Raw genomic sequence first — 26,858 nt, 5'->3', positions numbered from 1 at the left:
CCCCCCACCCCCTGACTCCCCCCCACCCACTCGGTTGATCATGAAGTTGTTGTCACGCCACGCCGGCATCGGTGACAACAACTTCATGATCAGCGGCGAGGTCGATCGGGTGGGGTGGGTGGGGTGGGGTGGGCGCACTGTCAGGGGGTCAGGCGGTGGAGGTCGCGGGGGAAAGGGGTTACCTCGCGGATGTTGGGGGCGCCGGTCAGGCGGGCGACGAGGCGTTCCAGGCCGATGGCGAAGCCGCCGTGTGGGGGCATGCCGTGGCGGAAGGCGTCGACGTAGCCGGCGTACGGCTCCACCGGCTCACCTCGGGCGGCCAGCGCGGCAAGATAGTCGGCGTGCCGGTGCAGCCGCTGTCCGCCGGTCACCAGTTCGAGGCCCCGGAACAGCAGGTCGAAACCGTTTGAGTGGCCCGGCCGCGCCGGGTCCGGATGGGTGTAGAAGGGCCGCTTCGCCATCGGGTACCCGGTGACGAAAAGAAACTCCGACCCGTGCTCGCGCCGGGCCCACTCCCCCAGCGCCCGTTCGTGCGCCGGGGCCAGGTCCGGTTCGTCGGCCGACGCGCCGGCGATCCGCAGCGCGTCGGTGAAGTGCACCGCCGGGATCTGCGCCGGCACCGGTGGGGGTGTGACGCCGAGGGTGGCCAGCGCACCGGCGGCCCGGTCACCGACCGCGTCGAGCATCCCGGCGAGGGCGTCCCGCAGTACCGCCATCACGTCCCGGTGGTCGGTGACGAAACCCAACTCGACGTCGAGCGAGGTGTACTGCGCCAGGTGCCGCACGGTGTCGTGCGGTTCGGCGCGGAACACCGGCCCGACCTCGTAGACCCGTTCGAAGACCCCGACCATCAGCTGCTTGTAGAACTGTGGCGACTGGGCCAGGTACGCGGGCCGACCGAACCAGTCCAGGGCGAAGACGTTCGCGCCGCTCTCGGTGGACGAAGCGACCACCTTCGGTGTGTGGATCTCCACGAAGCGGCGGGCGTCGAGCGTGGCCCGGAAGCCGGCCACCGCCGCCGCCGAGATCCGCAACGCGGCCGACCGGGTCGGATGGCGCAGGGCGACCGGGGCGTGGTCCAGCTGGGTCGGCAGGGTGGCCGCCAGCTCGGGCCGGTACAGGTCGAACGGGGGCGGCGCGGCGGGTGGGGAGAGCGGACGTACCGTCGGGTCGGTCAGCTCCAACCCGCCGGGTGCCGCCGCGTTGGCGACCACGGTGGCCACCACCTCGACGACGGTCTCCTCCGGCAGCGCCGCGACCTCGGCGCGCACCACGGGGTCGGTGACCACCACCTGCGCCAGGCCGGCGGCGTCCCGGACGATCAGGAAGGCCACCGACTTGAGCAGTCGGCGGCGGTGCACCCAGCCGGAGATCCGGACGGTACGGCCGGTGTGCCGGGTGAGTTGGTCGGACAGGATGCGTTGCACAGTGGCTCTCCTCGGTCGATCGCAACGCCCCGGCCACCTCGGGTGGCCAGGCATCGCCTCAGCCCCGGGAGGTGTGGGCGAGCGGGAAACCTCGCGGTGCCACCACACCTTCGCTCCCGTCGGGACGGGAGCCTCGTTCGTCGCCTTTTCACCGGGGCCAGCCGGGCGGGGTCTACTGGGCGCGGATGCCGGCGCGGCCCCGCTCAACCAGGGCCGTCACCGCACGCTGTTCTTCCCGCAGCTCGGGAGGGTCTTCGCGGCCCCGGTGCCAGACCGCCTCGCAGCAACCGGCGGCTCTCTTCAACTGGCGGGGCGGGACGCTACTCGGCTCCGTCGTCGCTTCGTGTCGGGCACGCTAACACCACCCACCGTCGCCGTGTGACCCGTTTTTTCCGTCCCCGGTGTCCGGTGTCACAGGATTTCCGGGGTGACGGCCGTCGCCCGCCGTTCATCGACGGCCGCCGTCCGGCGTAGGCTCGTTTTGTGACGATCGAGCACTCCGCGCCGACGACCGGCCAGGCCGCGAGTACCGCGACGCCCGCCCCTGAGGGGCGGCGACTGCTGCGGATCGAGGCACGCAACGCCGAGACGCCGATCGAGCGCAAACCGCCGTGGATCAAGGTCAAGGCCAAGATGGGCCCGGAGTACACCCAGCTGCGGGGCCTGGTCTCGCGCGAAGGGCTGCACACGGTGTGCCAGGAGGCCGGCTGCCCCAACATCTACGAATGCTGGGAGGACCGCGAGGCCACCTTCCTCATCGGCGGTGACCAGTGCACCCGCCGCTGCGACTTCTGCCAGATCGACACCGGCAAGCCGGCCGAGTTCGACGCCGACGAGCCGCGTCGGGTCGCCGAGTCGGTGGTGTCGATGGGTCTGCGGTACGCCACCATCACCGGCGTCGCCCGCGACGACCTGCCCGACGGCGGTGCCTGGCTCTACGCCGAAACGGTCCGGCAGATCCACGCCCTGCAGCCCGGTTGTGGCGTCGAGCTGCTGATCCCCGATTTCAACGCGGTACCCGAGCAGCTCGCCGAGGTCTTCGGCGCCCGGCCGGAGGTGCTCGCGCACAACGTGGAGACGGTTCCCCGGATCTTCAAGCGGATCCGGCCGGCCTTCCGCTACGAGCGGTCGCTGGACGTCATCCGGCAGGCCCGTGCCGACGGCCTGGTCACCAAGAGCAACCTGATCCTCGGCATGGGCGAGGAGCGGGCCGAGATCTCCCAGGCCCTGCGCGACCTGCACGCCGCCGGCTGCGAGCTGATCACCATCACCCAGTACCTGCGCCCCTCCCCCCGGCACCACCCGGTGGAACGCTGGGTCAAGCCGGAGGAGTTCGTCGAGCTGCGCGAGGAGGCCGAGGAGATCGGCTTCGCCGGGGTGATGAGCGGCCCCCTGGTCCGCTCCTCCTACCGCGCCGGCCGCCTCTACCAACAGGCTCTCGCCGCCCGCCGAACCGTTCCCCTGACCACCCCCTGAATCCAGACCGCGCACTGTCGATCTTGCGTCTGAGGCACCGCGCCTGATCTGTGCCCGCTCGCCCTGTTTACGCCGGGTCGCTGGCGCCGTGTCGGGGTCGTAAGGTACTCAGCCGGCCGCGGATCAACCGGGCGGCGGGCGACCACTAGACTCGACGCCATGGCAAAGCCCCAGGAGAAGGTCTCGTTCGGCCAGCGGCTGAAGCAGATCGGGTTGGTGTTCCGGTTCACCGCCAAGCAGGACAAGTGGTTCGCCCCCTTGGCCACCGGTGCGGTGCTGATCCCGCTCGCGTTGACCGTGGTCGCGGTCGCGCTCTGGGGCTGGCTCTGGTTGCCACTGGGCATCCTGTTCGCCCTGCTCTGCCTGTTGATCGTGCTCAACCTCCGGTCGAACCGGGCGATGATGAACGCGGCCGAGGGGCAGCCCGGTGCGGCCGCGCAGATCATGGAGAACATGCGCGGTGACTGGCGGGTCTCCCCGGCGGTCAGCTCGACCACCCAGATGGACATGGTGCACCTGGTCATCGGCCGGCCCGGCGTGATCCTGTTGGCGGAGGGCAATCCGCAGCGGGTTCGCGGCCTGCTCGGCCAGGAGAAGCGACGGCTGGCCAAGGTGATCGGCAATGCGCCGCTCTACGACTACGTCATCGGGCAGGACGAGGGCGAGCTGCCGATCCGCAAGCTGCGGATGACGCTGATGCGGCTGCCCCGCAACCTCAGCGGCAAGGACGTCAACTCCCTGGACAAGCGGCTCAAGGCGCTCACCTCCCGCCCGCAGATGCCCAAGGGTGCGATCCCGAAGAACCTCCGCCCGCCGCGCGGCGCGTCCCGCCAGATGCGCGGACGCTGAGCCCGCACGCCGGGGAGGGCCGGTCAGCGTGGGGCGGGGGTGACGACCGAGCCGGTGAGGCGGTCGTGCAGACCACGCCGGTGCTGGTCCATCAGCAGGGCGGGGACGACCAGGGCCAGCAGTACGCCCCGCAGCAGCGCCCGGAGCAGCCCGATCCGGCCACCGTCGGTCCAGTCGACGCACCGGATCCTGGTCAGGTACATGCCGGGTGTCTGGGCGAACATGCCCAGGAAGACGCCGTAGAGCAGGATCAGCACCAGCACGGGCGCCCAGGCGTCCCGGGTGGGGCTGGCGAACAGGCCCGACGCGAGCAGGCAGAGGATCCAGTCGATGACCAGCGCCCCGAAGCGGCGCCCCAGGTCGGTCGGGACGAAGTCGGGATCCTTGGCGGGAGGCGGCGCTGGGCTCGGCTGGGTGGTCACCCGCACGAGCCTAGTCAGCGCCGGAACCGCCCCGGGTGCAGGCCCGGCGCGGGCAGGACCCGGTTCGAGCCCGGGCACCGGAGCGGCCGGGCCCGGGCGCCGGGCGGACCGCACCGGGCAGCGGACCCGGCCGACGGGTGGCGCCAAAAAGGACCAATCTCATCAAGTTTCACTACACTGGCACAGCCGGACCCGTCCCTCGGGTTGAGGTGTCCGAGTCAGGCACCGAGGTGACCCAACGCGAGGGACGTAACACGGCAGAAACACTGGAGACATGGCCGGGCAACCGCACGGCCATAGCGTCGCCAGGAGCCTAGCTATCCGTGGACGTGCCAGGAGGACGAGTGTTCGCCAATCCCGAGGAACTCCTGCGTTACCTCAAGAACGAGGACGTGAAGTTCGTCGACGTTCGTTTCTGTGACCTGCCCGGCGTCATGCAGCACTTCAACCTGCCGGTGGAGTCCGTCGACGACGACTTCTTCACCAACGGTCTCGCTTTCGACGGGTCGTCGATCCGCGGCTTCCAGGCGATCCACGAGTCGGACATGCTCCTGCTCCCGGACGTCGCCACCGCCTTCATCGACCCGTTCCGCGCGCAGAAGACCCTCGCGCTGAACTTCTTCATCCACGACCCGTTCACCCGCGAGGCATACTCGCGTGACCCGCGCAACGTGGCGAAGAAGGCCGAGGCATACCTCGCCGCCAGCGGCATCGCCGACACCGCCTACTTCGGTCCGGAGGCGGAGTTCTACATCTTCGACTCCATCCGTCACGAGACCTCCGCGCACCAGGCGTACTACTACATCGACTCGATCGAGGGCGCCTGGAACACCGGTCGCGAGGAGGAGGGCGGCAACCGCGGCTACAAGACCGCGTACAAGGGCGGCTACTTCCCGGTGCCGCCGGTCGACCACTACGCCGACCTGCGTGACCAGATCGTCCGCCGGCTGATCGACACCGGCTTCACCGTGGAGCGCTCGCACCACGAGGTCGGCACCGCCGGCCAGGCGGAGATCAACTACAAGTTCTCCACCCTGCTGCACGCCGGTGACCAGCTCCAGCTCTTCAAGTACATCGTGAAGAACACCGCCTGGGCCGCCGGCAAGACCGCCACCTTCATGCCGAAGCCGCTCTTCGGCGACAACGGCTCCGGCATGCACACCCACCAGAGCCTCTGGCTGGGCGGCGAGCCGCTGTTCTACGACGAGACCGGCTACGCCGGCCTGTCCGACACCGCCCGCTGGTACATCGGCGGTCTGCTGCACCACGCGCCGTCGTTGCTGGCCTTCACCAACCCGACGGTCAACTCGTACCGTCGCCTGGTGCCGGGCTTCGAGGCGCCGGTCAACCTGGTCTACTCGCAGCGCAACCGCTCCGCCTGCACCCGTATCCCGGTCACCGGCAGCAACCCGAAGGCCAAGCGGGTCGAGTTCCGGGTGCCGGACCCGTCGGCGAACGTCTACCTCGCCTTCTCGGCGATGCTGATGGCCGGCCTCGACGGCATCAAGAGCAAGATCGAGCCGCCGGCGCCGATCGACAAGGACCTCTACGACCTCCCGCCGGAGGAGTGGGGCGACGTCAAGCAGGTGCCGGGCTCGCTGCCGGCGGTGCTGGACTCGCTGGAGGCCGACCACGACTACCTGCTCGACGGCGGCGTCTTCACCCCCGACCTGATCTCCACCTGGATCGACTGGAAGCGGGCCAACGAGGTCGACCCGGTGCGTCTGCGCCCGACCCCGCACGAGTTCGCGATGTACTTCGACTGCTGATTCGGCTCAGCACCCGCCCGGGCCGGCTCCGCACCTCGCGGAGCCGGCCCGCGGCATGTCGGCCCTCATGTCGGCCCACCTAATACCTTCGCGTCCGATACATTGGGGGCGTGGACACCCCGCTGCGCGAACCCACTTTCCTCATCCTGACCGCGCTCGCCCGCGAGCCGATGCACGGTTACGCGATCATCGGCGAGGTCGCGGCCCTCTCCGACGGCCGGCTGTCGCTGCGCCCCGGCACCCTCTACGGCGCGCTGGACCGGCTCACCGACGCCGGCCTGGTCGAACTCGACCGGGAGGAGACCGTCGACGGGCGGCTGCGCCGCTACTACCGCCTCTCCCCCACCGGTGACGCCACCCTCGCCGCCGAGACCGAACGGCTGCGCCGCAACGTCGAGGCCGCCACCGCGCGGCTGCGCGCCCGATCGGTACGCCCACTCGCCCCGCGTACCGCCGGAGGTCTGGCATGAGCGAGCGTCAGCGAGCGACTCATCAACGCAGTGCGCTGGTGCCTCGGGCCGGCACGCAGCGAAGCGGAGGACCGGCATGAGCATCCTGGAGCGTCGCTACCGGCAACTGATGCGGGCGTACCCGACGGACTACCGCCACGACCGGGGTGACGAGATCGTCGGCACGTACCTCGACCTGGCTGACCCACGACGGCGCTGGCCCTCCGTCGCGGACGCCGCCGACCTCGTGCGGGGTGGCCTCCGCCAGCGGCTGCGGGCCGCCGGCGCCACCGACCTGATTCCCGGGGTACGCCTCGCGGCGCTGCTCGCGCTGACCACCGCCGCCTTCCTGGCCGGCTTCTGGACACTGGTAGAGCAGAGCCCCCCACCCACCGAGGCGGGCGTGCCGACATTCGGCCCGTTCGAGTCGATCGGCATCGTCGCGTGGCTCGCCTGGGTGATCTCCGCGCTGCTGGTGCTCGTCGCGCCGGGTCGGCCCACCCGGGTGGCCATCGCGGTGGCGGTGCTGGCCACCGTGGCGGTGCTCCTGGTGAGCCCGGTCGTGGGCCTGCCCAGACCGCCACTGCTGGTCCTGGTGCCCCAGGTCGCCCTCGGTGTGCTGGCGCTCGCGGTGGACAGCCGCCTGCCGATGCCCGCTCGGGCCTTGCCGATCGTGGCGGCAGCGGGTGGCGCCGCATTCGCCGGTGGCGCGGGCAACCAGCTCTACTGGGGCTCCTACCGGTGGACGTCCGAACTGCTGCTGCCGGCGACCGGGGTGGTGTTGCTGGGGGTTGCGCTGCTGCTCGCCGTCGGGCTGGCCGTCCTGCGGGACAGGCGGGGCGGCTGGGCGGTGGTCGCGCTGCTCACCCCGATCGGCCTGCTCAGCGTGCACATCCTGGCCGGGGCGGTGGACGGCCTCGGTGGCGCACCGCGTCCGACCTATCCGACCCTGGTAGTTGCCGCGCTCACCGTCGGCCTGCTCGGGCCGGCCGTGCTGCCGGCCGCCGTCGCCCTGCGCCGACGCTTCGGCGGCAGCAGCCCCGGCGAACCCTGCCCCACCTGCGGCATCCGCCGCTGACCCGGCCCCCCGCCCACCGCTGACCGGGCACCCACCCCAGCACGGGGTGGTCGCCGCCGTCGGGCACACCGACGGCACGTAGCGCCGCCACTGAGTGGGCACTCCGCCACCGCGCATCGGGACGGCGGATTCTGCACGACGCACGCGAACGGCAGGCTCCTGACTGTGGCAGTGCAGGGGCCTCCGCATCGGCGTGTCAGACAGCTGGACTGCCACAGTCCATCGCCGGACCGGCGCGGGTTGGCGCGGCTGCCACGGGTCAGCGGCGGCCGGTGTGGCTGGGATCAGGAGGGTGCGGCCGACCGCCAGCGTAGGACGCGGGACAGGGTCCAGATGACCGCGGCGAGGATCAGAGCGGTCATCGCGATCGCGCCCGGGGCCTTGGTCAGCCGGGCCACACTGGTGCCGTCCGGCAGAGCGAGAAACGAGGCCAGTGCACACGGCACCACGAACCAGGCCGTCCGCGTCGCGGCCACCGCGAGCACCGCCAGCGGCCACGTCGCGTACCAGGGATGAAACACCGGCGCGAGCACCACGGTGGCCACCAACCCCACCCCCGCACCCCCCAACACCACCCCAACCCCAGCCGGGTTGATCATGAAGTTGTCGCCTCGGTAAACGCTTACCCAGGGCAATAACTTCATGATCAACCGCTCGATGCCCGCGTGTGGTGGGCGGGACTCGGGTGGGGGGTGGAGGGCGGAGAGGGTGCGGAACCAGAGGAGGGGGAGCAGGGTGGCCAGGAGGAGCAGGGCGGCTGTGCGCGTTACCGGGACCGCGTCGGGGTGGCGAGCGAGCAGTTCGCCGACGTAGTCGACGAGCATGCCGACGGCGGTCGGCGGCGAGGTCCACTGCACGGTGTCGCCGCTGTGACCCAACCCGCCGAGCCAGCCGAACCCCAGACCGGTCAACCAGGAGAGGACCAGCAGCCCGCCGACCGCCCCGACGGCCAGCACGCCGCCGTCGCGCAACAGCGTCCGCACGACGGGCCGGCCCGGCACGGCGGCCAGCGCAGCGAACGGCAGCACCACCACGGCGGTCGCCTTCACCGACACCGCCAGCCCGAGCAGCACCCCGGCGACCAGCAACACACCCACCGAGCGCAGCGATCCGAGCCGACTCGACTCAGGTGGGCGCGGCACCGACCCGCCAGGCGCGGAGGACCCAGCGGAGGACCCAGCGGAGGTCGCGCCCGAGCGGCCCGGACGGCGGACCAGCACCAGCAGGGCGGGCAGGAGCAGGCCGAGCATCACCGCGTCGTTGTGCGCCCCGGCCACCAGGTGCACGCCGACCAGTGGGCAGGCCAACACCAGCCAGGTCGCCCGGCGAGGCGGCACGCCGGCCGCCCGGGCCAGGCCGGGCAGGCAGGCCGCCGCCGCCAGCACGCCCGCGAGCGCCAGCATCCGCAGCAGCAGCACCGTGCCGACCAGCCCACCGCCGAGCGTCACGGCCAGCGCCGCGAGCAGCACGAAGAACGGCCCGTACGGGGCCGGGGTGTCGCGCCAGACCGGCGCGACCGCCTCGACCCAGGGGCAGCCGGCCGCGGCCACCCCGGTGGCGTACGGGTCACCACCGTCGGCGTAGATCCAGCCCTGACAGGCGTACGAGTAGACGTCCCGGCTGCCCAGCGGGGCGGTGACCAGCAGCGGCAGCGTCCACCACCCGGCGGTGACGTACGCCCACCTCGTCGATGGCGCACCGGCGCGCAACGCCCACCAGGCGCCCACCATGGCGGCGGTGCCGAGCAACCACGGCGTGACGGTCAGCGGGCCACCGTCGGGTGCGGTGGTGGCATCGGGCAGCGCTCCCCCGAGGTACCCGACGACCGCCAGCAGCAGCGCCCCCACCAGTCCGACGTAGCGGGCGACCCGGTCCCGAGAGCCCACGGCCCGGGCATCGGGACCGCGTCCGGAACCCGGATCGCCACCGGCGTCGGACGCGAAGTGGGGACCGAGGTGGGAACGGACGCCGGGATCGCTCACCGGCGGTACCTCTCCTCCAGTGCGGCGGCCAGAACCGTCCGCCGGGACGCCTACTCGACCGGCACCGGCTGACGGGGTGCCGCCCGGGCCTCCTTCGCCGACCGTACCAAGCGGGCCGCCACCACGATCACGAACAGCGTCATCAGTGGCGCACCGACCGTCTTGGTGTAGCGGGGCAGGCCGGTGCCGTCGGCCAGCACCAGGAACGCGGCGTACACCGTCACCGCGCTGAACCACCAGGTGCGCCGAGCGGTGGCGGCGAGCAGGGTCAGCGGCCAGAACCAGTACCAGGGGTGGAACAGCGGGGCGAGCGCCACCGTCGCGGTCAACGCCAGCGCGGCGTGCCAGAGCGGTTCCCGGTGGCGGGCCCGGAACCACAGCCACACCAGCAACGCCGCCAACACCAGCACGGCGATGCCCCGGGTCACCGGCAGCGCGTCGATGTGCAGGCCGAACGGCAGCACCAGGTAACCGACGGTCTGCCCGACGGCGGTCGGCGGCGAGGTCCAGGCGACCACCTCGTTGCCGTGGGACAGCCCGGTGATCCAGCCGAGGTCCAGCCCGGCGGCCAGGGTCACCCCGAACAGCGTGGCCACGGCACCGCCGACCACCGGCGTACCGTGGCGCAGCAGCGCGCGCAGCGAGAAGCCGCCGGTGATCGCGGCGAGCGCCGCGAACGGCACCACCACCAGCGCGGTCACCTTGATGCCGGCGGCCAGGCCGAGGACGACGCCGCCGGCCAGCAGCGGCCAGGGTCGCCCGGGGCGACTGACCACCACGGCCAGCCCGGCCACCAGCAGCCCGACCATCAGCGCGTCGTTGTGTACGCCGGAGATCAGGTGCACCCCGACCAGCGGGCTGGCCAGGGCGAGCCAGAGGGCCCGGCCGACCGGCACGCCGCTGCGACGGGCCAGCACCGGCAGGCAGGCCGCCGTCAGCACGACGCCGGCCACCGCGAGCACCCGGAACAACGGGATGCTGCCGATCAGGGAACCGGTCGCCGCGACCACCGCGCCGGAGAGCACCACGAACAGCGGCCCGTACGGCGCCGGGGTGTCCCGCCAGATGTACGACATGGTGTCCAGCCACGGGCAGGGCAGCGTGGACACGCCGTACTCGTACGGGCTGATGCCGCCCGCGTAGCTTGCCCCCTGGCACGCGTACGCGTAGGCGTCCCGGCTGCCCAGCGGCGGGGTGACCAGGAACGGCAGCACCCACAGCCCGGCGGTGACCAGGGCCCATCGCGCCGACGGCACCCGGTCCCGCAGGGTCCACCAGGCCACCGCCATGGCTGCGGTGCCGAACAACCACAGCCCGATGATCAGCGGCCCGTTCGGGCCCAGCCAGATCTTGATGGGGTTGGGTCGCAGATCACCGTCGGGCAGCGCACCGCCGAGGAACGCCGCCACGGCGAGCATGATCGATCCGGCCAGTCCGGTCCAGCGCACGAGGTGATGGGGCACGCCCGCCATGCTGCCAGTACCGTGATCGCGAAACGGAGGTGGGCATCGTCCGGCGGACACGCGCCGCCCCTGCCCGGCCTCCGCCCGCGCCCACCGGCGACCACGCACCGGCGCCCGCTCACCGCCCGCCGTCGAGCGCCCGCCGTCAGCCGGGCGAGCAGTGGCCGGAGGGCCGCAGGCTGCTGGTGACCCGGAAGGTGCCCGGCTCGCGGGCCTGGACCGTGACCCAGCCGTCCGCGCCGGGTGACAGGCAACCCGACCCGGCCGCCAGCGACAACCAACGGGACCAACGGACCCGGACGAGCACCTCGGCGGGGGCGTCGACGGTGAATCGCAGCCCCGCCTCGTCGGAGGTGACGAGCCGAGCCGGAGGGGAGACCAGGGGGGCCGGGTCGAGCACCTGGTACAGACGCCACTGCCCGGGGCGGCCGACCTCCCGCAGGTACGGCTGGCCGGCCAGCACCAGAGTCGCTTCGTCCCGGCCGTACCGATCCAGTGCCGCGTCGGGCGCGACGGCGACGTAGCTGACGGCGTTGTGGCGCAGCCACTCGCCGTACCGGCCGGCGTCGAGACTGCCGTCGTAGAAGAGCGGATTACGTCCCACGTCGACCTGCCGCTCCCAGCCCCGGGCCAGCGGTACCTCGGCGGCCACGAAGGCGCTCTCCCAGTGGTCCCGCAGCGGCACCACCTCGATCCGGCCCACCGGGGCCTGCCGGTGCAGCTCGTCGAGCAGCGGTTGGTGGAAGGCGGCGTACGCCGGTGCCGGCCCACGGCGGGCAATGTCGTTTGTCATCACCGGGGACTGCCACCAGAACAGCGCGACGAGCAGCGCGGCCAGCCACCGCCGGCCCAGTCCGACGTATGCCGCGACGAGCGGCAGGGCGAAAAGCATCGGCAGGCGCAGCGCGTTCGAGCCGATCGGGCTGGGCAGGTGGTAGGCCGCGACCAGGAGCAGCGCGGTGAGCGCGGCACCGACCCGCAGGGCCCGTACCGGTACCAGCGCGAACACCACCACGGCCAGCGCAAGGTTGATCCGCAGCGATTCGGCGCTGAACGGCTGCCGGCCACCGTTGCCGAAGAGCACCGCCATCGGCGCCACCGTCACCAGCGGCGCGAGGCAGAGGACCAGGGCTGCGGGTCCGGGTCGCCGGTGCCGCCAGACGTCGAGGATCAGCAGGGTGCCGCCGGCGAGGCCGAGGAAGAGGCCGGCCACCGGGCTGGCGGCTGTCGCGAGCACCGCCGCCGCACCGGCCGCCGACAGCCGCCACCAACGCGCACCCCGGGGCAGCGCCGCCAGGCAGAGCGCGAGCAGCGCCCACATCAGGCCGACGGCGAAGGTTATCCGGCCACTGGCCAGGTTTCCCACCAGGACGATCGCACCCAGCAGGCCGCCGAGCAGCGGACGGCGGGCACCGGTCAGCACCAGCAGCCAGGCCAGCGCCACAGCGGAGACGACCGCCGCGACCGCGCCGAGCGCACGCACCCCCACCAGCGCACCGAGCGTCTGGGTGTAGAGGCTGTAGCCGAACTGGTTGACCCCGCCGTACCAGGAGAAGTCCAGCGGGGCGAGCCCGTTGCACGCCGCGAAGCCCGCGCGGGCCACCTGCGCGGAGAGGTCGGTGCCCATGGGCGGGGCCAGCAGGAACGCGGCGGCCAGTAGCAGCGACAGCACCAGCGCGCCGAGGATCGGGTAGCCCGGCCACGGTGCGCCAGCGTCCTCGGCGGCCTTCCCGTCGGGAACGGCAGCGTGGGTCGATGTCGGCACCGAGCAGTCCTACCACGATCAGTGACCGGCCCTGGTAGCGGGTCACCCGGACACCGGCGTCACATCTCCAGGACGCGCTCGGTGGCGGCGCGGGAGCGGCGGCCGGTGCGCAGGTACTCGTCGAGAAACTCGCCCGGGTCGTCGCGACCGAGCAGCCGGACCACGCCGGCCAGTTCCACGCCGTGCCGGGGCAGCTGGTCGCCGGCACGGCCCCGGACCAGCATCAGCGCGTTGCGGACCTGCGCGGCGAGCGTCCAGCCGGCCGCCATCGCCTCGGCGTCCGCCGGGTCGACCAGGCCCGCTTCCCGGGCCGCGGCGAGCGCGTCGAGGGTACGCGTGCCGCGCAGCTGCGGGTACGCGCCGGCGTGCCGCAGTTGGAGCAGCTGCACCGCCCACTCCACGTCGGCCAGGCCGCCCCGGCCCAGCTTGGTGTGGGTGGCCGGGTCGGCGCCACGGGGCAGCCGCTCGGTCTCCACCCGCACCTTGATCCGGCGGATCTCGATGACCTGCTCCCGGGTCAGCCCGTCGGCCGGGTACCGGATCGGGTCGACCATCTGCTCGAACCGGGTGCCCAGGTCGGCGTCGCCGCAGACGCAGCGGGCGCGCAGCAGCGCCTGCGCCTCCCACACCCTCGACCAGCGGGCGTAGTACTGCTGGTAGGCGGCGAGACTGCGGACCAGCGGCCCCTGCCGGCCCTCGGGACGCAGGTCGGCGTCGACGCCGAGCGGCGGGTCGGGTGCGGGCATGCCGAGCAGCCGCCGCAGCTCCTCGGCGATGGCGTGCGCGGCGGCACTGGCCGCGCTCTCGCTGACCCCTTCCGGCGGCTCGTAGACGAAGAGCACGTCGGCGTCGGAGAGGTAGTTCGACTCGTACCCGCCGAGCCGGCCCATCCCGATCACCGCGAACGTCAGTCCCGGCATGGCCGGCTGGGCGGCGCGGGCCGTCCGCAGCGCGGCGGCGAGGGTCGCGTCGGTGACGTCGGAGAGCGCGGTGCCGACCGCCGTGATGTCGGACAGGGCGGGCGTGCTCCGGGCACCGTCGGGGCGGGCCGGGGCCAGCGAACCGGCCCGGCTGAGCACGTCGGCGCAGGCAAGGCGGAGCAGTTCCCGGCGACGCAGTGCGCGTACCGCCCGGGTCGCCTCGACCGGGTCGGTGTGCCGGGCCGCGGCGGCGGTGAGCCCGTCGAAGAGCACCTCGCGTGGCCGCGGGCTCAGCTCACTCTCCTCGGCCAGCAGGCGCAGCGCCTCCGGCTCCCGCTTCAGCAGGTCCGCGACGTACCGGGAGGCGGAGAGCACCCGGGCCAGCCGGCGGGCCACCGGACCGGAGTCGCGCAGCAGGCGCAGGTACCAGGGGGTGCTGCCGAGGGAGTCGGAGACCTGGCGGTAGTTGAGCAGCCCCCGGTCCGGCTCGGGCGCGTCGGCGAACTCGCTGAGCAGCACCGGCAGCAGGGTGCGTTGGATGGCGGCGGTCCGGCTCACCCCGCCGGTGAGGGCCTGCAGGTGACGCAGCGCCCCGGCCGGGTCGGCGAAGCCGAGGATCTCCAGGCGGTTGCGGGCCGCCTGCGGGGTCAGCCGCAGCCCGTCGGCCGGTACCCGGGCCACCGACTCCAGCAGCGGCCGGTAGAGCAGTTTGGCGTGCAGTCGGCGTACCTCGGTGGCGTGGGTGACCCACTCGGCGCGGAACTCCTCGACGGCGCTGCGGCCGGGCCCGGCGGTGTAGCCGAGCGCGGTGGCGAGCCAGCGCAACGCGCCCGGCTCGGTCGGTACGGTGTGCGTGCGTCGCAGGCCCTGAAGTTGCAGCCGGTGCTCGACGCTGCGCAGGAACCGGTAGCCGCGCAGCAGCGCCTCGCCGTCGGCCCGGCCGACGTAGCCGCCGGTGACCAGCGCCCGCAGGGCGGGGATGGTGCCGGGCGCCCGCAACGTCTCGTCACCCCGGCCGTGCACCAGCTGCAGCAACTGCACCGCGAACTCGATGTCGCGCAACCCGCCGGGGCCGCGTTTGATCTCGCGTTCCAGCTCCTTCGGCGGGATGTGATCAATGATCTTGCGCCGCATCGCCCGAACGTCCTCGACCGCCTCGGGGCGCTCGGCCGCCTGCCAGAGCAGCGGCGCCAGCGCGTCGATCCACTCCTGGCCGAGCACCAGGTCACCGGCGGCCGGGCGGGCCTTGAGCAGCGCCTGGAACTCCCAGGTCCGGGCCCAGCGCCGGTAGTAGGCCAGGTGGCTCGCGAGGGTCCGCACCAGCGGCCCCCGGTTGCCCTCCGGGCGCAGGGCCGCGTCGACCGGCCAGGCGACCAGCCCGCAGATGTGGATCAGCCGGGTGGCCACGGTGGTGGCGGTGGTCAGGTCGTCGTCCTCGGCCGCCACGAAGATCACGTCGACGTCGGAGACGTAGTTCAGCTCGCCGCCGCCGCACTTGCCCATGGCGACCACGCTCAGTCGTGGCTCCCGGGTGCCCTCGGGCAACTCCGCCACGGCGATCTGGTACGCGGCCGACAGCGTGGCGTCGGCAAGTGCCGACAGCGCGGCCATTGTCTGTTCCAGGCCGCGCCCGCCGGTCAGGTCGGCCGCCGCGACCCGCAGCAACGCCAGCCGGTACGCCCGCCGCAGCACCGCGACGGGGTTGCCCTCGCCCGACCTGTCGAGCCGGCCGTCCGCGGTCGGGGCGAGACCGTCCGGCTCGGTACGCAGCACCGGCCACTGGTCGGGGTTGGCCACCAGATGGTCGCCCAGCGCGGAGGAGGCACCCAGCACGGCGAGCAGCCGGCGACGCAGACCCGGGTCGTCGTGCAGCGCGGCGAGCAGCACCGAGCCCGCTCCGATGCCGCCGCCGGCCGCAGTGGTGCCCCCGGCGACACCGTCACGTCCGGGGCTGCCGCCGTTGCCGGCCGCACCCTCGCTCGCGGCGGCACCGGCATCCCCGCTCCCGGTGGCGCCGCTCTGGCCGGTGGCGGTCGCCGTGACGCGCCCGGGCCCCGCACCCCGTTGCCGCAGCGCCGCGCCCGGGCCTCCGGTGCCGTTCGGGCCGACCGCCGCACGGCGCTCCGCCTCGACCAACCGGTGCAGCTGACGCAGCGCCAGATCCGGGTCGGCGGCCCGGGACAGCGCGGTGAGCAGCTCCTGAGCCTGCTCACCGGTGGGTTCCTGGGTCTGCGGGCGCCACAGGTCGAGCCCGTCCGGCCCGAGCAGGTCGGCGGCGCGAGCGCCCGCCTCGTCGTCGGTGACGCCGAAGCCGTACCGGGCGAGGCGGCCCGTGGCGCTGGTCGGCCGGCCCATCAGTGCCCGAGCAGCGGCAGGCTGCGCCGCGACCCCTCGTCCAGCTCGCCGAGGGCGACGGCGGCGAACCGCGCCGCGAACGGCTGCCAGACCTCCTCGACGTCGGCCATCACCGCGTCGCAGGCGGAGATCACCAGCTGCGGGTCGTAGCCCAGCTCGGCCAGCAGCACCGAGTCGGTGGCCCAGTCGGCGATCATCGCGGTGTCGCACTCGATGTGGAACTGCAACCCCCAGGCCCGGTCGCCGAGCCGGAACGCCTGGTGCGGATAGCGGGTGGAGGCGGCCAGCAGGGTGGCACCGGCGGGCAGCTCGGTGATCTCGTCGGCGTGCCACTGCAACACGTCGGGGATCAGCGGCACGTACCGGAAGAGCGGATCGGACTCGGCCGCGTCCCGCCGGCCGACCACGGCGGGCCCCACCTCCGGCCCGGACGGGCTGCGCACGACCGTGCCGGCGTGGGCGGTGGCGAGCAGCTGCGCACCGAGGCAGACGCCCAGGGTCGGCAGCCGGTGCCGCACCGCCTTGCGGAGCAGCTTCTCCACCGCCGGGAACCAGGGCGCCGCCGGCACCCCGTCGACGAGCGGGTAGGCCTGCTGGTCACCGCCGAGCACCACCAGGGCGGCGTACCCGTCCAGGTCGGCGGGGAGGGTCTCGCCCGCGTGCGGGCGGACCACCGCCAGCTCCAGCCCGGCCTCGGTCAGCCACTCCCCCAGCCGGCGCGGGTCGTCGGTCGGGTCGTTCTCGATCACCAACGCAGTTGCCACATCGTCGAGGCTATCCGGTCCGGCCGATCCGGCCGACCAGCGGGACCGCCGAGCGCGGGAACGTTCCTGGCCACCGCAACTAAGCTGCCGCTGTGTCCGACCACACCACGCCCGACGACGTCGTACGCCCGCCCGCCCTGCGTCCCGGCGACACGGTGATGCTGGTGTCGCCGTCCGGACCGACCCGCCCGGAACGGGTGGCCCGGGGCGTGGAACTGCTCACCGGCTGGGGGCTGCGGCCGGTGCTCGCGCCCAACGCCTACGCCCGGCAGGGCTACCTGGCGGGGGCCGATGCGCTGCGGGCGGCCGACCTCAACACCGCGTTCGCCGATCCGCAGGTGCGCGGCGTGATCTGCACCCGGGGTGGTTACGGGGCGCAGCGGGTGGTGGACGCGATCGACATGACGGCGGTCCGCCGTGACCCGAAGGTGGTGGCCGGATTCTCCGACATCACCGCGCTGCAACTGGCGCTCTGGCGGGGTGCCCGGCTGGCCGGCGTGCACGGTCCGGGGGCGGCCTGGCGCGACGAGCGCACCCCGCTGGCCTCGGCCGAGTCCCTGCACGCGGCGATGACCAGCACCGAACCGGTCACCGTAAGCGCCGTCGAGGGCGAGGAGACCTTCGGCGTACGCGTCGCGGGCCGGGCCACCGGCCGGCTGCTGGGCGGCAACCTCTGCCTGGTCGTGGCCTCCCTCGGCACCCCGGACATGCCCGACCTGACCGGCGCGGTGCTGCTGCTGGAGGACGTGCAGGAGCCGCCGTACAAGGTCGACCGGATGTTGACCCAGCTCCGCCGGGCCGGCGCGCTGGACGGGTTGGCCGGGGTGGCGGTGGGGCAGTTCACCGACTGCGCCGACGGCTGGGACACCACGGTGGCCGACGTGCTCGGCGAGCGCCTCGGCGACCTGGGCGTACCGGTGCTCGGTGGCCTGCCGGTCGGTCACGGCCCCGGTCAGCTCACCGTCCCGGTCGGTACCCGGGCGAGTCTCGACGCCGACGCCGGCACCCTCAGCGTGGTCGCCGCCGTTTGCTGAACCCTTGTCAGGATCGTCTGTCTTCTGGATCGGGATTGCCAGCTCGTTGACAGCTTCGCCATGGTTCGCGCCCAGCCCAGCTCGTCACTGTCGGTGACGTCAGCAATCACCGACGACTTGGAGGAACGATGTTCCGCACGATCTCGAAGAAGCACCTGCTGGCCGGGCTGGCCACGGCGGGCGTGCTCGGCGTGGGAATCGCCGCTCCCACCGTGGCGCTCGCCGACGACAAGGCCACGCCGAGCGCCAGCGCGAGCAGCGCGCCGCAGGGCGACCGGCAGGACCAGCGGGCCGCACGGCACGCGCAGTTCGCCGAGGCGCTGGCCGAGGAGCTGGGCGTGCCGGCCGAGCAGGTGACCGAGGCGCTGGAGAAGCTCCGCGAGCAGCACCAGCAGGGTCGGACGGACCGCGAGGGCCACCGGGGCTTCCCGGGGCGCGGTGAGGGCCGCATGGGCGGCGAGGGCGAGCGGCGGACCCCGCCGTCGGCCGAGGAGCGTAAGGAGGCGCTGGCCGAGCGGCTCGCGCAGGCGGTCGAGGACGGCAAGCTGACCCAGGAGCAGGCCGACGCGATCACCGCCGCCGTCGAGGCCGGCGTGTTCGGTGGCTGGGGCGGCCCGGGCTTTCGCGGCGGCAAGTAACGCCTCGGCCGGCGTCCACCCGTCGCCACGTGCACAGGTAACCGCCCGACGCGGCCCAGGCTGATCGACGGGCACGCCCGGGCCGACGTACCGCGCCGCGTGGGCGGCCCCGCTCCACTCCTGCGGGGCCGCCCACCGGGCACGCCCGGGGCCGCCCGACTCACGACATGCGGCAAGTCGCGGTCTCCAGAGCCGGGGAAGGCCCGACTTGCCGCATCCGGCGACCGCTGACGGCGCAGGCCCGGGAACCGGGCCAGACCGGGGCGCCGGACCCGGAGGGCCGGACCGGGGAGTGGTCAGGCGATGCAGGCGCAGACGATGAGCGCGGCGCCGAAGTGGCTGGCGGCGCTGACCCGGGCCACCGGGTGCGGCTCGTCGGCGCAGATGACCTCGCCGAGCTTGCCCGGCGTGATCAGGTCCAGCACGAAGAAGGCAAGCGCCATGATGCCGAGGCCGATCAGCCCGAAGATCACCGTCGAGGCCAGTCCCTTGGCGAAGTCGCTGTAGCTGGTCAGGATCGCGGTGAAGACGATGCCGGCGACGCCGAGTTGGTTCGCGGCGAGCAGCAGGCCGGCGTTGGCGTTGCGGCGTACCCAGATCAGGTCCCGCAGTTTGCCCGGGGTGAGCAGGTCGACCAGGACGAAGCCGGCGGCCATCAGGCCAACTCCGACGACCCCGAACACCACGCTCTGCCAGGCTCCGCTGAGCAGATCCTCCAGCACCGACTGCCTCCCGACGGGTCTCCGGCCGGCGGGTGCCGGCACGGTGATCGAGACGATAGCGGCACCGGGCAACGCCCGGCAGCCCGCCGGTGGGCCCGTTCCCACGGACCCACCCACAGCTGCGGCCGCGGCGACAGATAGGCCAGCCCGGGAGCAGCGGCTACAGCGAGAGGTAGTGCTGGCGCTCGTAGGGAGTGACCTCGCGGCGGTACTGCTCCCACTCGGCCCGCTTGTTGCGGAGGAAGAAGTCGAAGACGTGCTCGCCGAGCACCTCGGCGACCAGTTCCGAACCGGCCATCACGTCGATCGCCTCGGACAGGTTCTCCGGCAACGGTTCGTACCCCATCGCCCGTCGCTCGGCGCTGGTCAGCGCCCACACGTCGTCCTCGGCGCCCGGCGGCAGCTCGTACCCCTCCTCGATGCCCTTCATCCCGGCGCCGAGCAGCACCGCGAAGGCGAGGTACGGGTTGGCGGCCGAGTCGGGCGAACGGATCTCCACCCGGGCCGAGTTCGGCTTGCCGTACGCCGGGACCCGGACCAGCGCGGAACGGTTCAGGTGCCCCCAGCAGACGTACGCGGGACTCTCGGTGACCCGGTCCGGCAACGCCTGCGGGAACAGCCGCTTGTACGAGTTGACCCACTGGTTGGTGACCGCGGTGTATTCCCGGGCGTGGGCCAGCAGCCCGGCGATGAACGCCCGGGCCACCTTGGACAGCTTCATCGGGTCGCTGGCGTCGTGGAACGCGTTGCGCTCGCCCTCGAACAGCGACAGGTGCGTGTGCATCCCGCTGCCCGGCTGGTCGGTGAAGGGCTTGGGCATGAAGGTGGCCTGCACGCCGGTGGAGAGCGCCACCTCCTTGACCACGTGCCGGAACGTCATGATGTTGTCGGCGGTGGTGAGCGCGTCGGCGTAGCGCAGGTCGATCTCCTGCTGGCCCGGAGCGACCTCGTGGTGGCTGAACTCCACCGAGATGCCGATCCGTTCCAGCGACAGCACCGCCTGGCGGCGGAAGTCCCGCGCCACGGCGTGGGTGGTGTGCTCGAAGTAGCCGCCGGTGTCCACCGGGATCGGCACCGAGCCGTCCATCGGCCCGTTCTCCAGCAGGAAGAACTCGATCTCCGGGTGGGTGTAGAAGGTGAAGCCCTTCTCCGCCGCCCGGGACAGCGCCCGACGCAGCACGTGGCGGGGGTCGGCCCAGGACGGGCCGCCGTCGGGCAGCAGGATGTCGCAGAACATCCGGGCGCTCTCGCCGCTGACCCCACCCTCGAACGGGAACACCTGGAAGGTGGTCGGATCCGGCATGGCGACCATGTCCGACTCGAAGACCCGGGCGAACCCCTCGATCGCCGAGCCGTCGAAGCCGATGCCCTCCTCGAAGGCGGCCTCCAGTTCGGCGGGGGCGACCGACACGCTCTTGAGCGTGCCGAGCACATCGGTGAACCACAGCCGGACGAAACGGATGTCCCGCTCTTCCAGCGTACGGAGGACGAACTCCTGCTGACGGTCCACTTCCCCAACCTTCCGCGACACGCTATGTCCGCCTTCGGTCTGACTCTGCCCGACCTGACCGACCAGTCTCCACCGACCCGATTACGCAGACGTTAACCGAACTGCGGCCGTTGCGTCCCGTCCCGTCCCGACCGGCGGTCCGACCCGGCCGGACTGCTCCACGCCGGCGTGTCGAGCCCGTACCGCTGGGGCAAGATGAGGACATGCCCACCCTGCGTCTCGCCCTGTGCCAGGTCAACCCCAGTGTCGGTGACCTCACCGGCAACGCCGGTCTCGTCCGTGCCTGGACCCGCCGGGCCGCCGCCGCCGGCGCCCAGCTCGTCCTGTTCCCCGAGCTGATGCTGACCGGGTACCCGGTGGAGGATCTGGTCTTCCGGCGGTCCTTCGTGGCCGCCTCCCAGGCGGCGCTCACCCGGCTCGCCGCCGACCTGGCCGCCGACGGCCTCGGTGACCTGCCGGTCGTGGTGGGCTACCTGGACGCCGACGGGCCGCCGCAGGTCAGCGCGGACGCCGAGCCGGGCCGGGGGGCACGCAACGCCGCCGCGCTGCTGCACCGCGGCGAGGTGGTCGCCACCTACTTCAAGCACCACCTGCCCAACTACGGCGTCTTCGACGAGGACCGCTACTTCGTGCCCGGCGACATGCTCACCGTGGTCCGGCTCGGCGGGGTGGACGTGGCGCTGACCATCTGCGAGGACCTGTGGCAGGCCGGCGGGCCGTTCGCCGCCGCCCGGCGGGCCGGGGTGGGGCTGGTGGTCAACATCAACGGCTCGCCCTACGAGCTGAACAAGGACGACCAGCGGATGCCGCTGGTCCGCCGGCGGGCCGCCGAGGCCGGTGCCACCATCGCGTACGTCAACATGATCGGTGGTCAGGACGAGCTGGTCTTCGAGGGCGACTCGATGATCGTCGCACCGGACGGGACGGTGCTGACCCGGGCACCGCAGTTCGTCACCCACCTGCTCGTGCACGACGTCGACCTGCCCGCCGCCACCGACGGCACCGATGCGGGCAACGACGGCGAGCAGCTGGCCGACGGGCTGCGGGTGGTGCGGCGTACCGTCGGGGAGATCCCGCCCTCGCCGACGGGCCCGGCGGCGACCGGCGGTCTCATCGAGCCGGTGGCCGACGAGGCCGAGGTGTGGCAGGCACTGGTGCTCGGCCTGCGGGACTACGTCGAGAAGAACCGCTTCCCCTCGGTGGTGCTCGGGCTCTCCGGTGGCATCGACTCGGCGGTGGTGGCAGCCATCGCGGTGGACGCCCTCGGCGGCGACCGGGTGGTCGGGGTCTCCCTGCCCAGCCAGCACTCCTCGGAGCACAGCCGCTCCGACGCGGCCGACCTGGCCAAGCGGACCGGCCTGGACTACCGGGTGGAACCGATCCAGCCGATGGTGGACACCTTCCTGGCGAACATGTCGCTGTCCGGGGTCGCGGTGGAGAACCTCCAGGCCCGGGTACGCGGCGTCATCCTGATGGCGCTGTCGAACCAGGAGGGGCACCTGGTGCTGACCACCGGCAACAAGAGCGAGCTGGCGGTCGGCTACTCGACCCTGTACGGCGACTCGGTCGGCGGCTTCAACCCGATCAAGGACGTGTGGAAGACCCTGGTCTGGCGGCTGGCCAAGTGGCGCAACACGGAGGCCACCCGGGTGGGCCTGACGCCACCGATCCCGGAGAACTCGATCGGCAAGCCACCGAGCGCCGAGCTGAGCCCGGGGCAGCTCGATAGCGACTCGTTGCCCGACTACGACGTGCTCGACCCGATCCTGATCGGCTACATCGACGGTGACCTGGGCCGGGACGGGCTGATCGCCGACGGTCACGACCCGGCTGTGGTGGACAAGGTGCTGCGGATGGTGGATACCGCCGAGTACAAACGCCGCCAGTCCGCGCCGGGTACGAAGATCTCCATGAAGGCGTTCGGCCGGGACCGGCGGCTACCGATCACCAACCGGTGGCGCGAGAACGGCTGACCGGGCGTCACGAGCGGCTGGCTCGTGACGCCGGGCCGGAGTGACATCCTCCACTGCGCCCTGCCGTCGACCGCCCGCACGGTGGGACGATCGCGGCAGAACCCGGGGACCGCGTACGCGGCCTCGAGGAAGGAGAACATCGTGGAATCCACTCCGGCCGAGGTGACCGCCCTCTACGGCGGCCCGGCCACCCGTCGGGTGCGCACCCGCGACCTGCTCGCCGCCAAGGAGCGCGGCGAGAAATGGTCGATGCTCACCTCGTACGACCAGTACACGGCCTCGATCTTCGACGCCGCCGGGATACCGGTGCTGCTGGTGGGCGACTCGGCGGCGAACAACGTGTTCGGCTACGAGACGACCCTGCCGGTGACCGCCGAGGAACTGCTGCCGCTGGTACGGGCGGTCGTCCGGGCCACCCGGCAGACCCTGGTCGTCGGTGACCTGCCCTTCGGCTCGTACGAGGAGGGCCCGACCCAGGCGCTGCGTACCGCCGTCCGGTTCATGAAGGAGGGCGGCTGTCACGCCGTGAAGCTGGAGGGCGGCCGGCGCTGCGCGGCGCAGATCGAGGCGATCGTCGGTGCCGGCATACCGGTGATGGCGCACATCGGCTTCACCCCGCAGCGTGAGCACACCATCGGCGGCTACCGGGTGCAGGGCCGTGGCGAGACCGCCGACGAGGTACTGGCCGACGCGCGGGCGGTCACCGCGGCGGGCGCCTTCGCGGTGGTGCTCGAAATGGTGCCCGGCGACGTCGCCAAGCGGGTCACCGCCGAGCTGCCGATCCCCACGGTGGGTATCGGCGCCGGCCCGGACACCGACGCCCAGGTGCTGGTCTGGCAGGACATGGCCGGCCTGCGCACGGGCAAGGCACCACGCTTCGTGAAGCGCTACGCAGCCCTGGCCGACACGCTCGACGAGGCCACCCGCCGCTTCGCCGACGAGGTCCGCTCCGGCCAGTTCCCCGCCGCCGACCACACCTTCTGACCGTCCCGCCTACGGATGGCAGCCCGGCCGCCGCCCCTCGATGACGGCCGGGCTGCCATCGCCACGCCACGCCCGGCCCGACCGCCGGCAGCCGGTCATCGCCGACGCCGCAGCGGCAGCAACGAGCACCCGTAGGGCAGGCACACCGCTACGGCTCGACGTCAGTAACGGCTGGGACGTCAGCAACGGCTCGGGCGCAGCAACGGTTCGGGCGCAGCAACGGCTGGAGGTCAGCAACGGTTTGGACGGTCAGGGCGGGCGTTTCTGGCGAGCGGGTCGACCGCACGGGTGCGTTGTGGTCTGTCGTGCCGCCACGCCCGGCAGTCGCACGTCCCGGCTGGCCGGCGAACGGGTCACGACCGGGCGGGCTCGCAGCCCGGCAGGCACCTGCGTAAGCGATCGCGGCCCGGCGGACACGCAGGACACCTGTGCCGGGGCGGTGGGCACCGGCGTGGCCGAGCCGGGCCGGTCGGGCATCGAGGGTGACGGCTTCGACCGGCCGGACGCTGGGTCTGCTGGCCACGGCGTCCCGGGCGCAGGCGAGTGGTGTAGGTGGTTGCGACGGGGACGCTGACCGGGGTCGAGCCAGGCGGGCGGGATGAACTCCGGACGACCGTCGGCCGCGAGGTGGACCTGCCAGCCGTGCTGGTGCACGTGCCGGTGATGGTAGCGACAGAGCAGCACCGCGTTGGCGAGGCTGGTGGCGCCGCCGTCGGCCCAGTGCCGCAGATGATGGCCCTCACACCAGCGGGGTGGCCGGTCGCAGCCCGGGAAGGCGCAGCCCCGATCTCGTAGCACCAGCGCCCGCCGCAGCGGCCCGGTGATGAGCCGGCGTTGCCGACCCATGTCGAGGACCTGACCCGCGCCACCGAGCACTGCGGGCAGGACGGCCGCGTCACAGGCCAACCGACGCACCGTTGCGGGCGTGAGGGTGAGACCGCTGTCCAACGTGCCCGGCCCGAGGCTCCCGGTGAGGGCGTCATACCCGGTGGTGACGACGATCTGGGCGGTGTCGCCGCCGTGCTCGGGCAACGCGCCGCTGCCCAGGACGAGCCGACAGATGTCTCCGAGGGCGTCGTGGCGTCGCTGCCCGGGCGACCGGGGATCGTCCGGGCCGGCGGGTGCGGTGAGGGGCTCGATGGCGGCCCGCAACAGTGCCGTGGTCTCCGCGTCGAGGCTGCCCGTCAACCGGGTGCGTCCATCCCGCAGGTCGGAGAGGGTCACCTGCCGGTCACGTGTGGCGCGGGCCGCCTCCACTTCCAACGCTCTGCCGGTGGCCGCCTCGGCGACCTCGGGTGCCACGTGTTCGAGGATCCGGCGCCCGAGTCGGCGCAGGGCGGACGGATCGAACTGCCGGGCCCAACCGAGGAGAAGTTCGACGGCCGACCCAGCCGCCTCGGTGCCCGCCTCACCTCGAACCGTGGCCGCGACATCGGCGATGACCCGGACCTGCTCAAGATCGATCCGGCCGGCGGCGAGTGCGGCGGTTATCTCGTCGGACTCGCGGTCGAGCGTCTCAGCGAGGTCGACCAACCGGCGGGCCGCCGGCACGCCGAGCCGGAGCCGGTCACGGAGCCAGACGGTGGTGGACGACGCGCCCTGCGCCACCGCCACCCCACGGCCGTCCAGCTCACGCACCAGCGCCAGCTTCATCGCGGCGAGCCGCTGCTCCAGCCGGTGCGTGGCATCCAGAGCATCGATCAGCTCGCGCTCCGGCATGGCCCACACAGCGGCGTCGACGCAGGGCCGCGTCGCCATCTCCGCCCGCTCCAACTCCCCCAACACGCCACCGACGATAGAACACACGTACGACAAACTCCGGCCTGCTCCGGCAACTGCCGATCCCTACGGCGGGCCTCTGCGCCGGTCGCGACTCGACGCGCGCTGCGACGATGTGGCCATGATCGACGACACCCGGACCGAGGGCGCTGGGCGCAGGTGGCGCTGGTGGGCGGCGCTCCGGCTCATCATCGTCATGTTGTGGCTGGTCGCGGCCGGAACCGCCTGGTGGACGGCTCCCCGGCAGCAGAGCTACGACCAGGCGGAAGCGGACGTGGCTGCCGGCCGGGTGGTGGCCCACCAGTGGGGCGAACGCTGGGACGCCGAGCGGCGAACCCCGTGGTTCGGCACGGCTGACCTGGAGTCCTCCGGCCCGCTCGGCCCCCTGTTCGCCTGGCGTACGACCGACGGCCGGGTCTGGTGGACCGACACCACCTACTTCGATCAGGTCACGATCATCGGCACCGTGCACGAGAGGTCCTACGACGGCCCTGGCGCGGTCGCCATCGCAGAGCGGTTGCAGGCAGCGGGCCTGGACAGCCGCAGCGCCGCTCTCCAGCCACTCGGGAACCTCGTCGCTGGAACGGGCCTCGCCGCCGCCGTGGCCATCATCGGTGTCCTGCTGGCCGGTCCCGCGCCGGTGCAGGGTACGCGATGGTTCTGGTTCTGGCTGGTCTGCCTCGTACCCTTCGGGCTCGGGCTCCTGTGGTGGTTGGCCCGGGAGCGTCCCTGGACGTACGCCGACTCCCCGCCCGCCGGCCCGCGCCAGCGCAGCCACGGCGCCCTCGGTTTCGTCCTCGGCCTCGTCGCCGCGCTCCTGAGCAGCATGCTGGTGCTGGTGCTCGGCCAACTGCTCGGCGACTGGTGGGTGCCGCGCCTGGACGCCGGATAGGGCGAGCGGGATTTCCCGAAAGCCGCTACGGTTCTCGCCCGTGAATAGGATTCGTGCTTCTTTCGCTGTCCTGGCCTGCGCCTCGCTGCTGGCGTTGGCCGCCTGCGGTGGCGACGACGCTGCCCCGACGGCCGGAACGTCGCCGTCGGCCACCGTGCCGTCGGCCACCGCCACCTCGCCCACCCCGGCACCGCCCACCGCCGACGCGGCGGACGTGGTGAGCGACAAGCAGCTCTGCGAGTCGGCGAAGCAGGCCAGCGACAAGATGCGGGAGGATCTCGTCGCCGCCGTCAGTTCCGGTAGCGAGCCGTCGCCGGCACTGTTCCAGAAGATCCTGTCCGGGTTGCAGAACGAGATGACCCGGGTGGCCGACACCGGTGCCAGCGACAGCAAGGTGGTTGCCGCGTTGGAGGAGTTCGGCGCGGAGGCCGGCAAGGCCGCCAACGCCACGGACCCGGCGACGGCCGCGGACAACCCGGCCTTCGAGAAGGCCGGCGCCTCCCTCAGCAAGGCCTGCAAGTCGGCCGGAGTCACCGCCACCTTCTGACCGCCGGCACCGCCGTCTGAGCCGGGAGGCGTTCCATTACCGGATGGTGCCCCCGCCGAA

21 protein-coding genes are annotated in these 26,858 nt (G+C 72.8%); 11 read left to right on the top strand and 10 right to left on the bottom strand.

Annotated elements, in window-relative coordinates; all coding sequences use genetic code 11:
* Positions 1-140: 140 nt before the first annotated feature.
* Complete coding sequence (gene aspS, locus KBX00_RS14145; protein ID WP_210826946.1) at positions 141-1,427, bottom strand: aspartate--tRNA(Asn) ligase; 1,287 nt, start codon at positions 1,425-1,427, stop codon at positions 141-143.
* Positions 1,428-1,910: 483 nt separating this feature from the next.
* Here aspS and lipA point away from each other — a divergent pair, with 483 nt between their 5' ends.
* Together lipA and KBX00_RS14135 are read left to right on the top strand one after the other, a co-directional pair.
* On the top strand, positions 1,911-2,903 hold the full coding sequence (lipA, locus tag KBX00_RS14140; RefSeq protein WP_210826944.1) for a lipoyl synthase: 993 nt from the start codon (positions 1,911-1,913) through the stop codon (positions 2,901-2,903).
* Positions 2,904-3,062: 159 nt separating this feature from the next.
* Positions 3,063-3,752, top strand: coding sequence for a DUF4191 domain-containing protein (locus tag KBX00_RS14135; RefSeq protein ID WP_093401255.1), 690 nt, complete (start codon positions 3,063-3,065; stop codon positions 3,750-3,752).
* Between the two features lie 23 nt (positions 3,753-3,775).
* Here KBX00_RS14135 and KBX00_RS14130 read toward each other — a convergent pair whose 3' ends face one another.
* Complete coding sequence (locus KBX00_RS14130; RefSeq protein WP_301547937.1) at positions 3,776-4,111, bottom strand: RDD family protein; 336 nt, start codon at positions 4,109-4,111, stop codon at positions 3,776-3,778.
* A 407-nt stretch (positions 4,112-4,518) separates the two neighbouring features.
* Between KBX00_RS14130 and glnA (KBX00_RS14125) the strand changes: the two genes are divergently transcribed.
* The 3 genes from glnA (KBX00_RS14125) (at position 4,519) to KBX00_RS14115 (ending at position 7,470) form a co-directional block, all read left to right on the top strand.
* Entirely contained in the window at positions 4,519-5,943 is a 1,425-nt protein-coding gene (gene glnA, locus KBX00_RS14125) for a type I glutamate--ammonia ligase (protein ID WP_164449279.1), read from the top strand.
* 110 nt (positions 5,944-6,053) lie between these two features.
* The gene (locus KBX00_RS14120) at positions 6,054-6,413 is read left to right on the top strand and encodes a PadR family transcriptional regulator (RefSeq protein ID WP_210826942.1); all 360 of its coding nucleotides are present in this window, start codon (positions 6,054-6,056) and stop codon (positions 6,411-6,413) included.
* 76 nt (positions 6,414-6,489) lie between these two features.
* Positions 6,490-7,470: a hypothetical protein gene (locus KBX00_RS14115; RefSeq protein WP_210826941.1), complete on the top strand. Its 981-nt coding sequence runs from the start codon at positions 6,490-6,492 to the stop codon at positions 7,468-7,470.
* Positions 7,471-7,754: 284 nt separating this feature from the next.
* On the opposite strand, the gene mptB (KBX00_RS14110) is transcribed toward KBX00_RS14115, so the two are convergent.
* From mptB (KBX00_RS14110) to KBX00_RS14090, 5 genes are all read right to left on the bottom strand, one after another.
* Positions 7,755-9,356 (bottom strand): polyprenol phosphomannose-dependent alpha 1,6 mannosyltransferase MptB, encoded by a 1,602-nt coding sequence (gene mptB / locus KBX00_RS14110; protein ID WP_210826985.1) that lies wholly within the window; start codon positions 9,354-9,356, stop codon positions 7,755-7,757.
* A gap of 146 nt (positions 9,357-9,502) precedes the next feature.
* Positions 9,503-10,915, bottom strand: a complete 1,413-nt coding sequence (mptB, locus tag KBX00_RS14105; protein ID WP_210826940.1) for a polyprenol phosphomannose-dependent alpha 1,6 mannosyltransferase MptB — start codon at positions 10,913-10,915, stop codon at positions 9,503-9,505.
* Between the two features lie 145 nt (positions 10,916-11,060).
* Positions 11,061-12,680, bottom strand: a complete 1,620-nt coding sequence (locus KBX00_RS14100) for a hypothetical protein (protein WP_210826939.1) — start codon at positions 12,678-12,680, stop codon at positions 11,061-11,063.
* A gap of 59 nt (positions 12,681-12,739) precedes the next feature.
* Entirely contained in the window at positions 12,740-15,955 is a 3,216-nt protein-coding gene (locus tag KBX00_RS14095) for a bifunctional [glutamine synthetase] adenylyltransferase/[glutamine synthetase]-adenylyl-L-tyrosine phosphorylase (protein ID WP_210826938.1), read from the bottom strand.
* On the bottom strand, positions 15,955-16,719 hold the full coding sequence (locus KBX00_RS14090; protein ID WP_210826936.1) for a type 1 glutamine amidotransferase: 765 nt from the start codon (positions 16,717-16,719) through the stop codon (positions 15,955-15,957). The genes KBX00_RS14095 and KBX00_RS14090 overlap by 1 nt, the downstream gene beginning before the upstream one ends.
* A gap of 158 nt (positions 16,720-16,877) precedes the next feature.
* Here KBX00_RS14090 and KBX00_RS14085 point away from each other — a divergent pair, with 158 nt between their 5' ends.
* The gene (locus KBX00_RS14085; protein ID WP_210826984.1) at positions 16,878-17,753 is read left to right on the top strand and encodes an LD-carboxypeptidase; all 876 of its coding nucleotides are present in this window, start codon (positions 16,878-16,880) and stop codon (positions 17,751-17,753) included.
* Positions 17,754-17,881: 128 nt separating this feature from the next.
* Entirely contained in the window at positions 17,882-18,391 is a 510-nt protein-coding gene (locus KBX00_RS14080) for a hypothetical protein (protein WP_210826935.1), read from the top strand.
* A 296-nt stretch (positions 18,392-18,687) separates the two neighbouring features.
* Here KBX00_RS14080 and KBX00_RS14075 read toward each other — a convergent pair whose 3' ends face one another.
* Positions 18,688-19,113, bottom strand: a complete 426-nt coding sequence (locus KBX00_RS14075; RefSeq protein ID WP_099850791.1) for a DUF350 domain-containing protein — start codon at positions 19,111-19,113, stop codon at positions 18,688-18,690.
* 160 nt (positions 19,114-19,273) lie between these two features.
* Positions 19,274-20,623: a type I glutamate--ammonia ligase gene (gene glnA / locus KBX00_RS14070; RefSeq protein ID WP_210826934.1), complete on the bottom strand. Its 1,350-nt coding sequence runs from the start codon at positions 20,621-20,623 to the stop codon at positions 19,274-19,276.
* 203 nt (positions 20,624-20,826) lie between these two features.
* On the opposite strand from glnA (KBX00_RS14070), the gene KBX00_RS14065 reads away from it, so the two are divergent.
* Together KBX00_RS14065 and panB are read left to right on the top strand one after the other, a co-directional pair.
* Positions 20,827-22,596, top strand: coding sequence for an NAD+ synthase (locus tag KBX00_RS14065; RefSeq protein WP_210826933.1), 1,770 nt, complete (start codon positions 20,827-20,829; stop codon positions 22,594-22,596).
* Between the two features lie 138 nt (positions 22,597-22,734).
* Complete coding sequence (panB, locus tag KBX00_RS14060; protein WP_210826983.1) at positions 22,735-23,580, top strand: 3-methyl-2-oxobutanoate hydroxymethyltransferase; 846 nt, start codon at positions 22,735-22,737, stop codon at positions 23,578-23,580.
* Between the two features lie 249 nt (positions 23,581-23,829).
* On the opposite strand, the gene KBX00_RS14055 is transcribed toward panB, so the two are convergent.
* Positions 23,830-25,365 carry an HNH endonuclease signature motif containing protein gene (locus KBX00_RS14055; protein WP_210826932.1) on the bottom strand — a complete coding sequence of 512 codons (1,536 nt, stop codon included), beginning with the start codon at positions 25,363-25,365 and terminating at the stop codon, positions 23,830-23,832.
* 115 nt (positions 25,366-25,480) lie between these two features.
* Here KBX00_RS14055 and KBX00_RS14050 point away from each other — a divergent pair, with 115 nt between their 5' ends.
* Together KBX00_RS14050 and KBX00_RS14045 are read left to right on the top strand one after the other, a co-directional pair.
* The gene (locus KBX00_RS14050) at positions 25,481-26,251 is read left to right on the top strand and encodes a hypothetical protein (RefSeq protein WP_210826931.1); all 771 of its coding nucleotides are present in this window, start codon (positions 25,481-25,483) and stop codon (positions 26,249-26,251) included.
* Positions 26,252-26,291: 40 nt separating this feature from the next.
* Positions 26,292-26,798 (top strand): hypothetical protein, encoded by a 507-nt coding sequence (locus tag KBX00_RS14045; RefSeq protein WP_210826930.1) that lies wholly within the window; start codon positions 26,292-26,294, stop codon positions 26,796-26,798.
* The last annotated feature ends 60 nt before the right edge of the window (positions 26,799-26,858 follow it).

Source organism: Micromonospora sp. C95 (assembly GCF_018070465.1).
In the GTDB taxonomy this organism is placed as follows: Bacteria; Actinomycetota; Actinomycetes; order Mycobacteriales; family Micromonosporaceae; genus Micromonospora.
The sequence above is the reverse complement of the archived record's forward strand: the minus strand, read 5'-3'. Positions and strand labels throughout refer to the sequence as shown.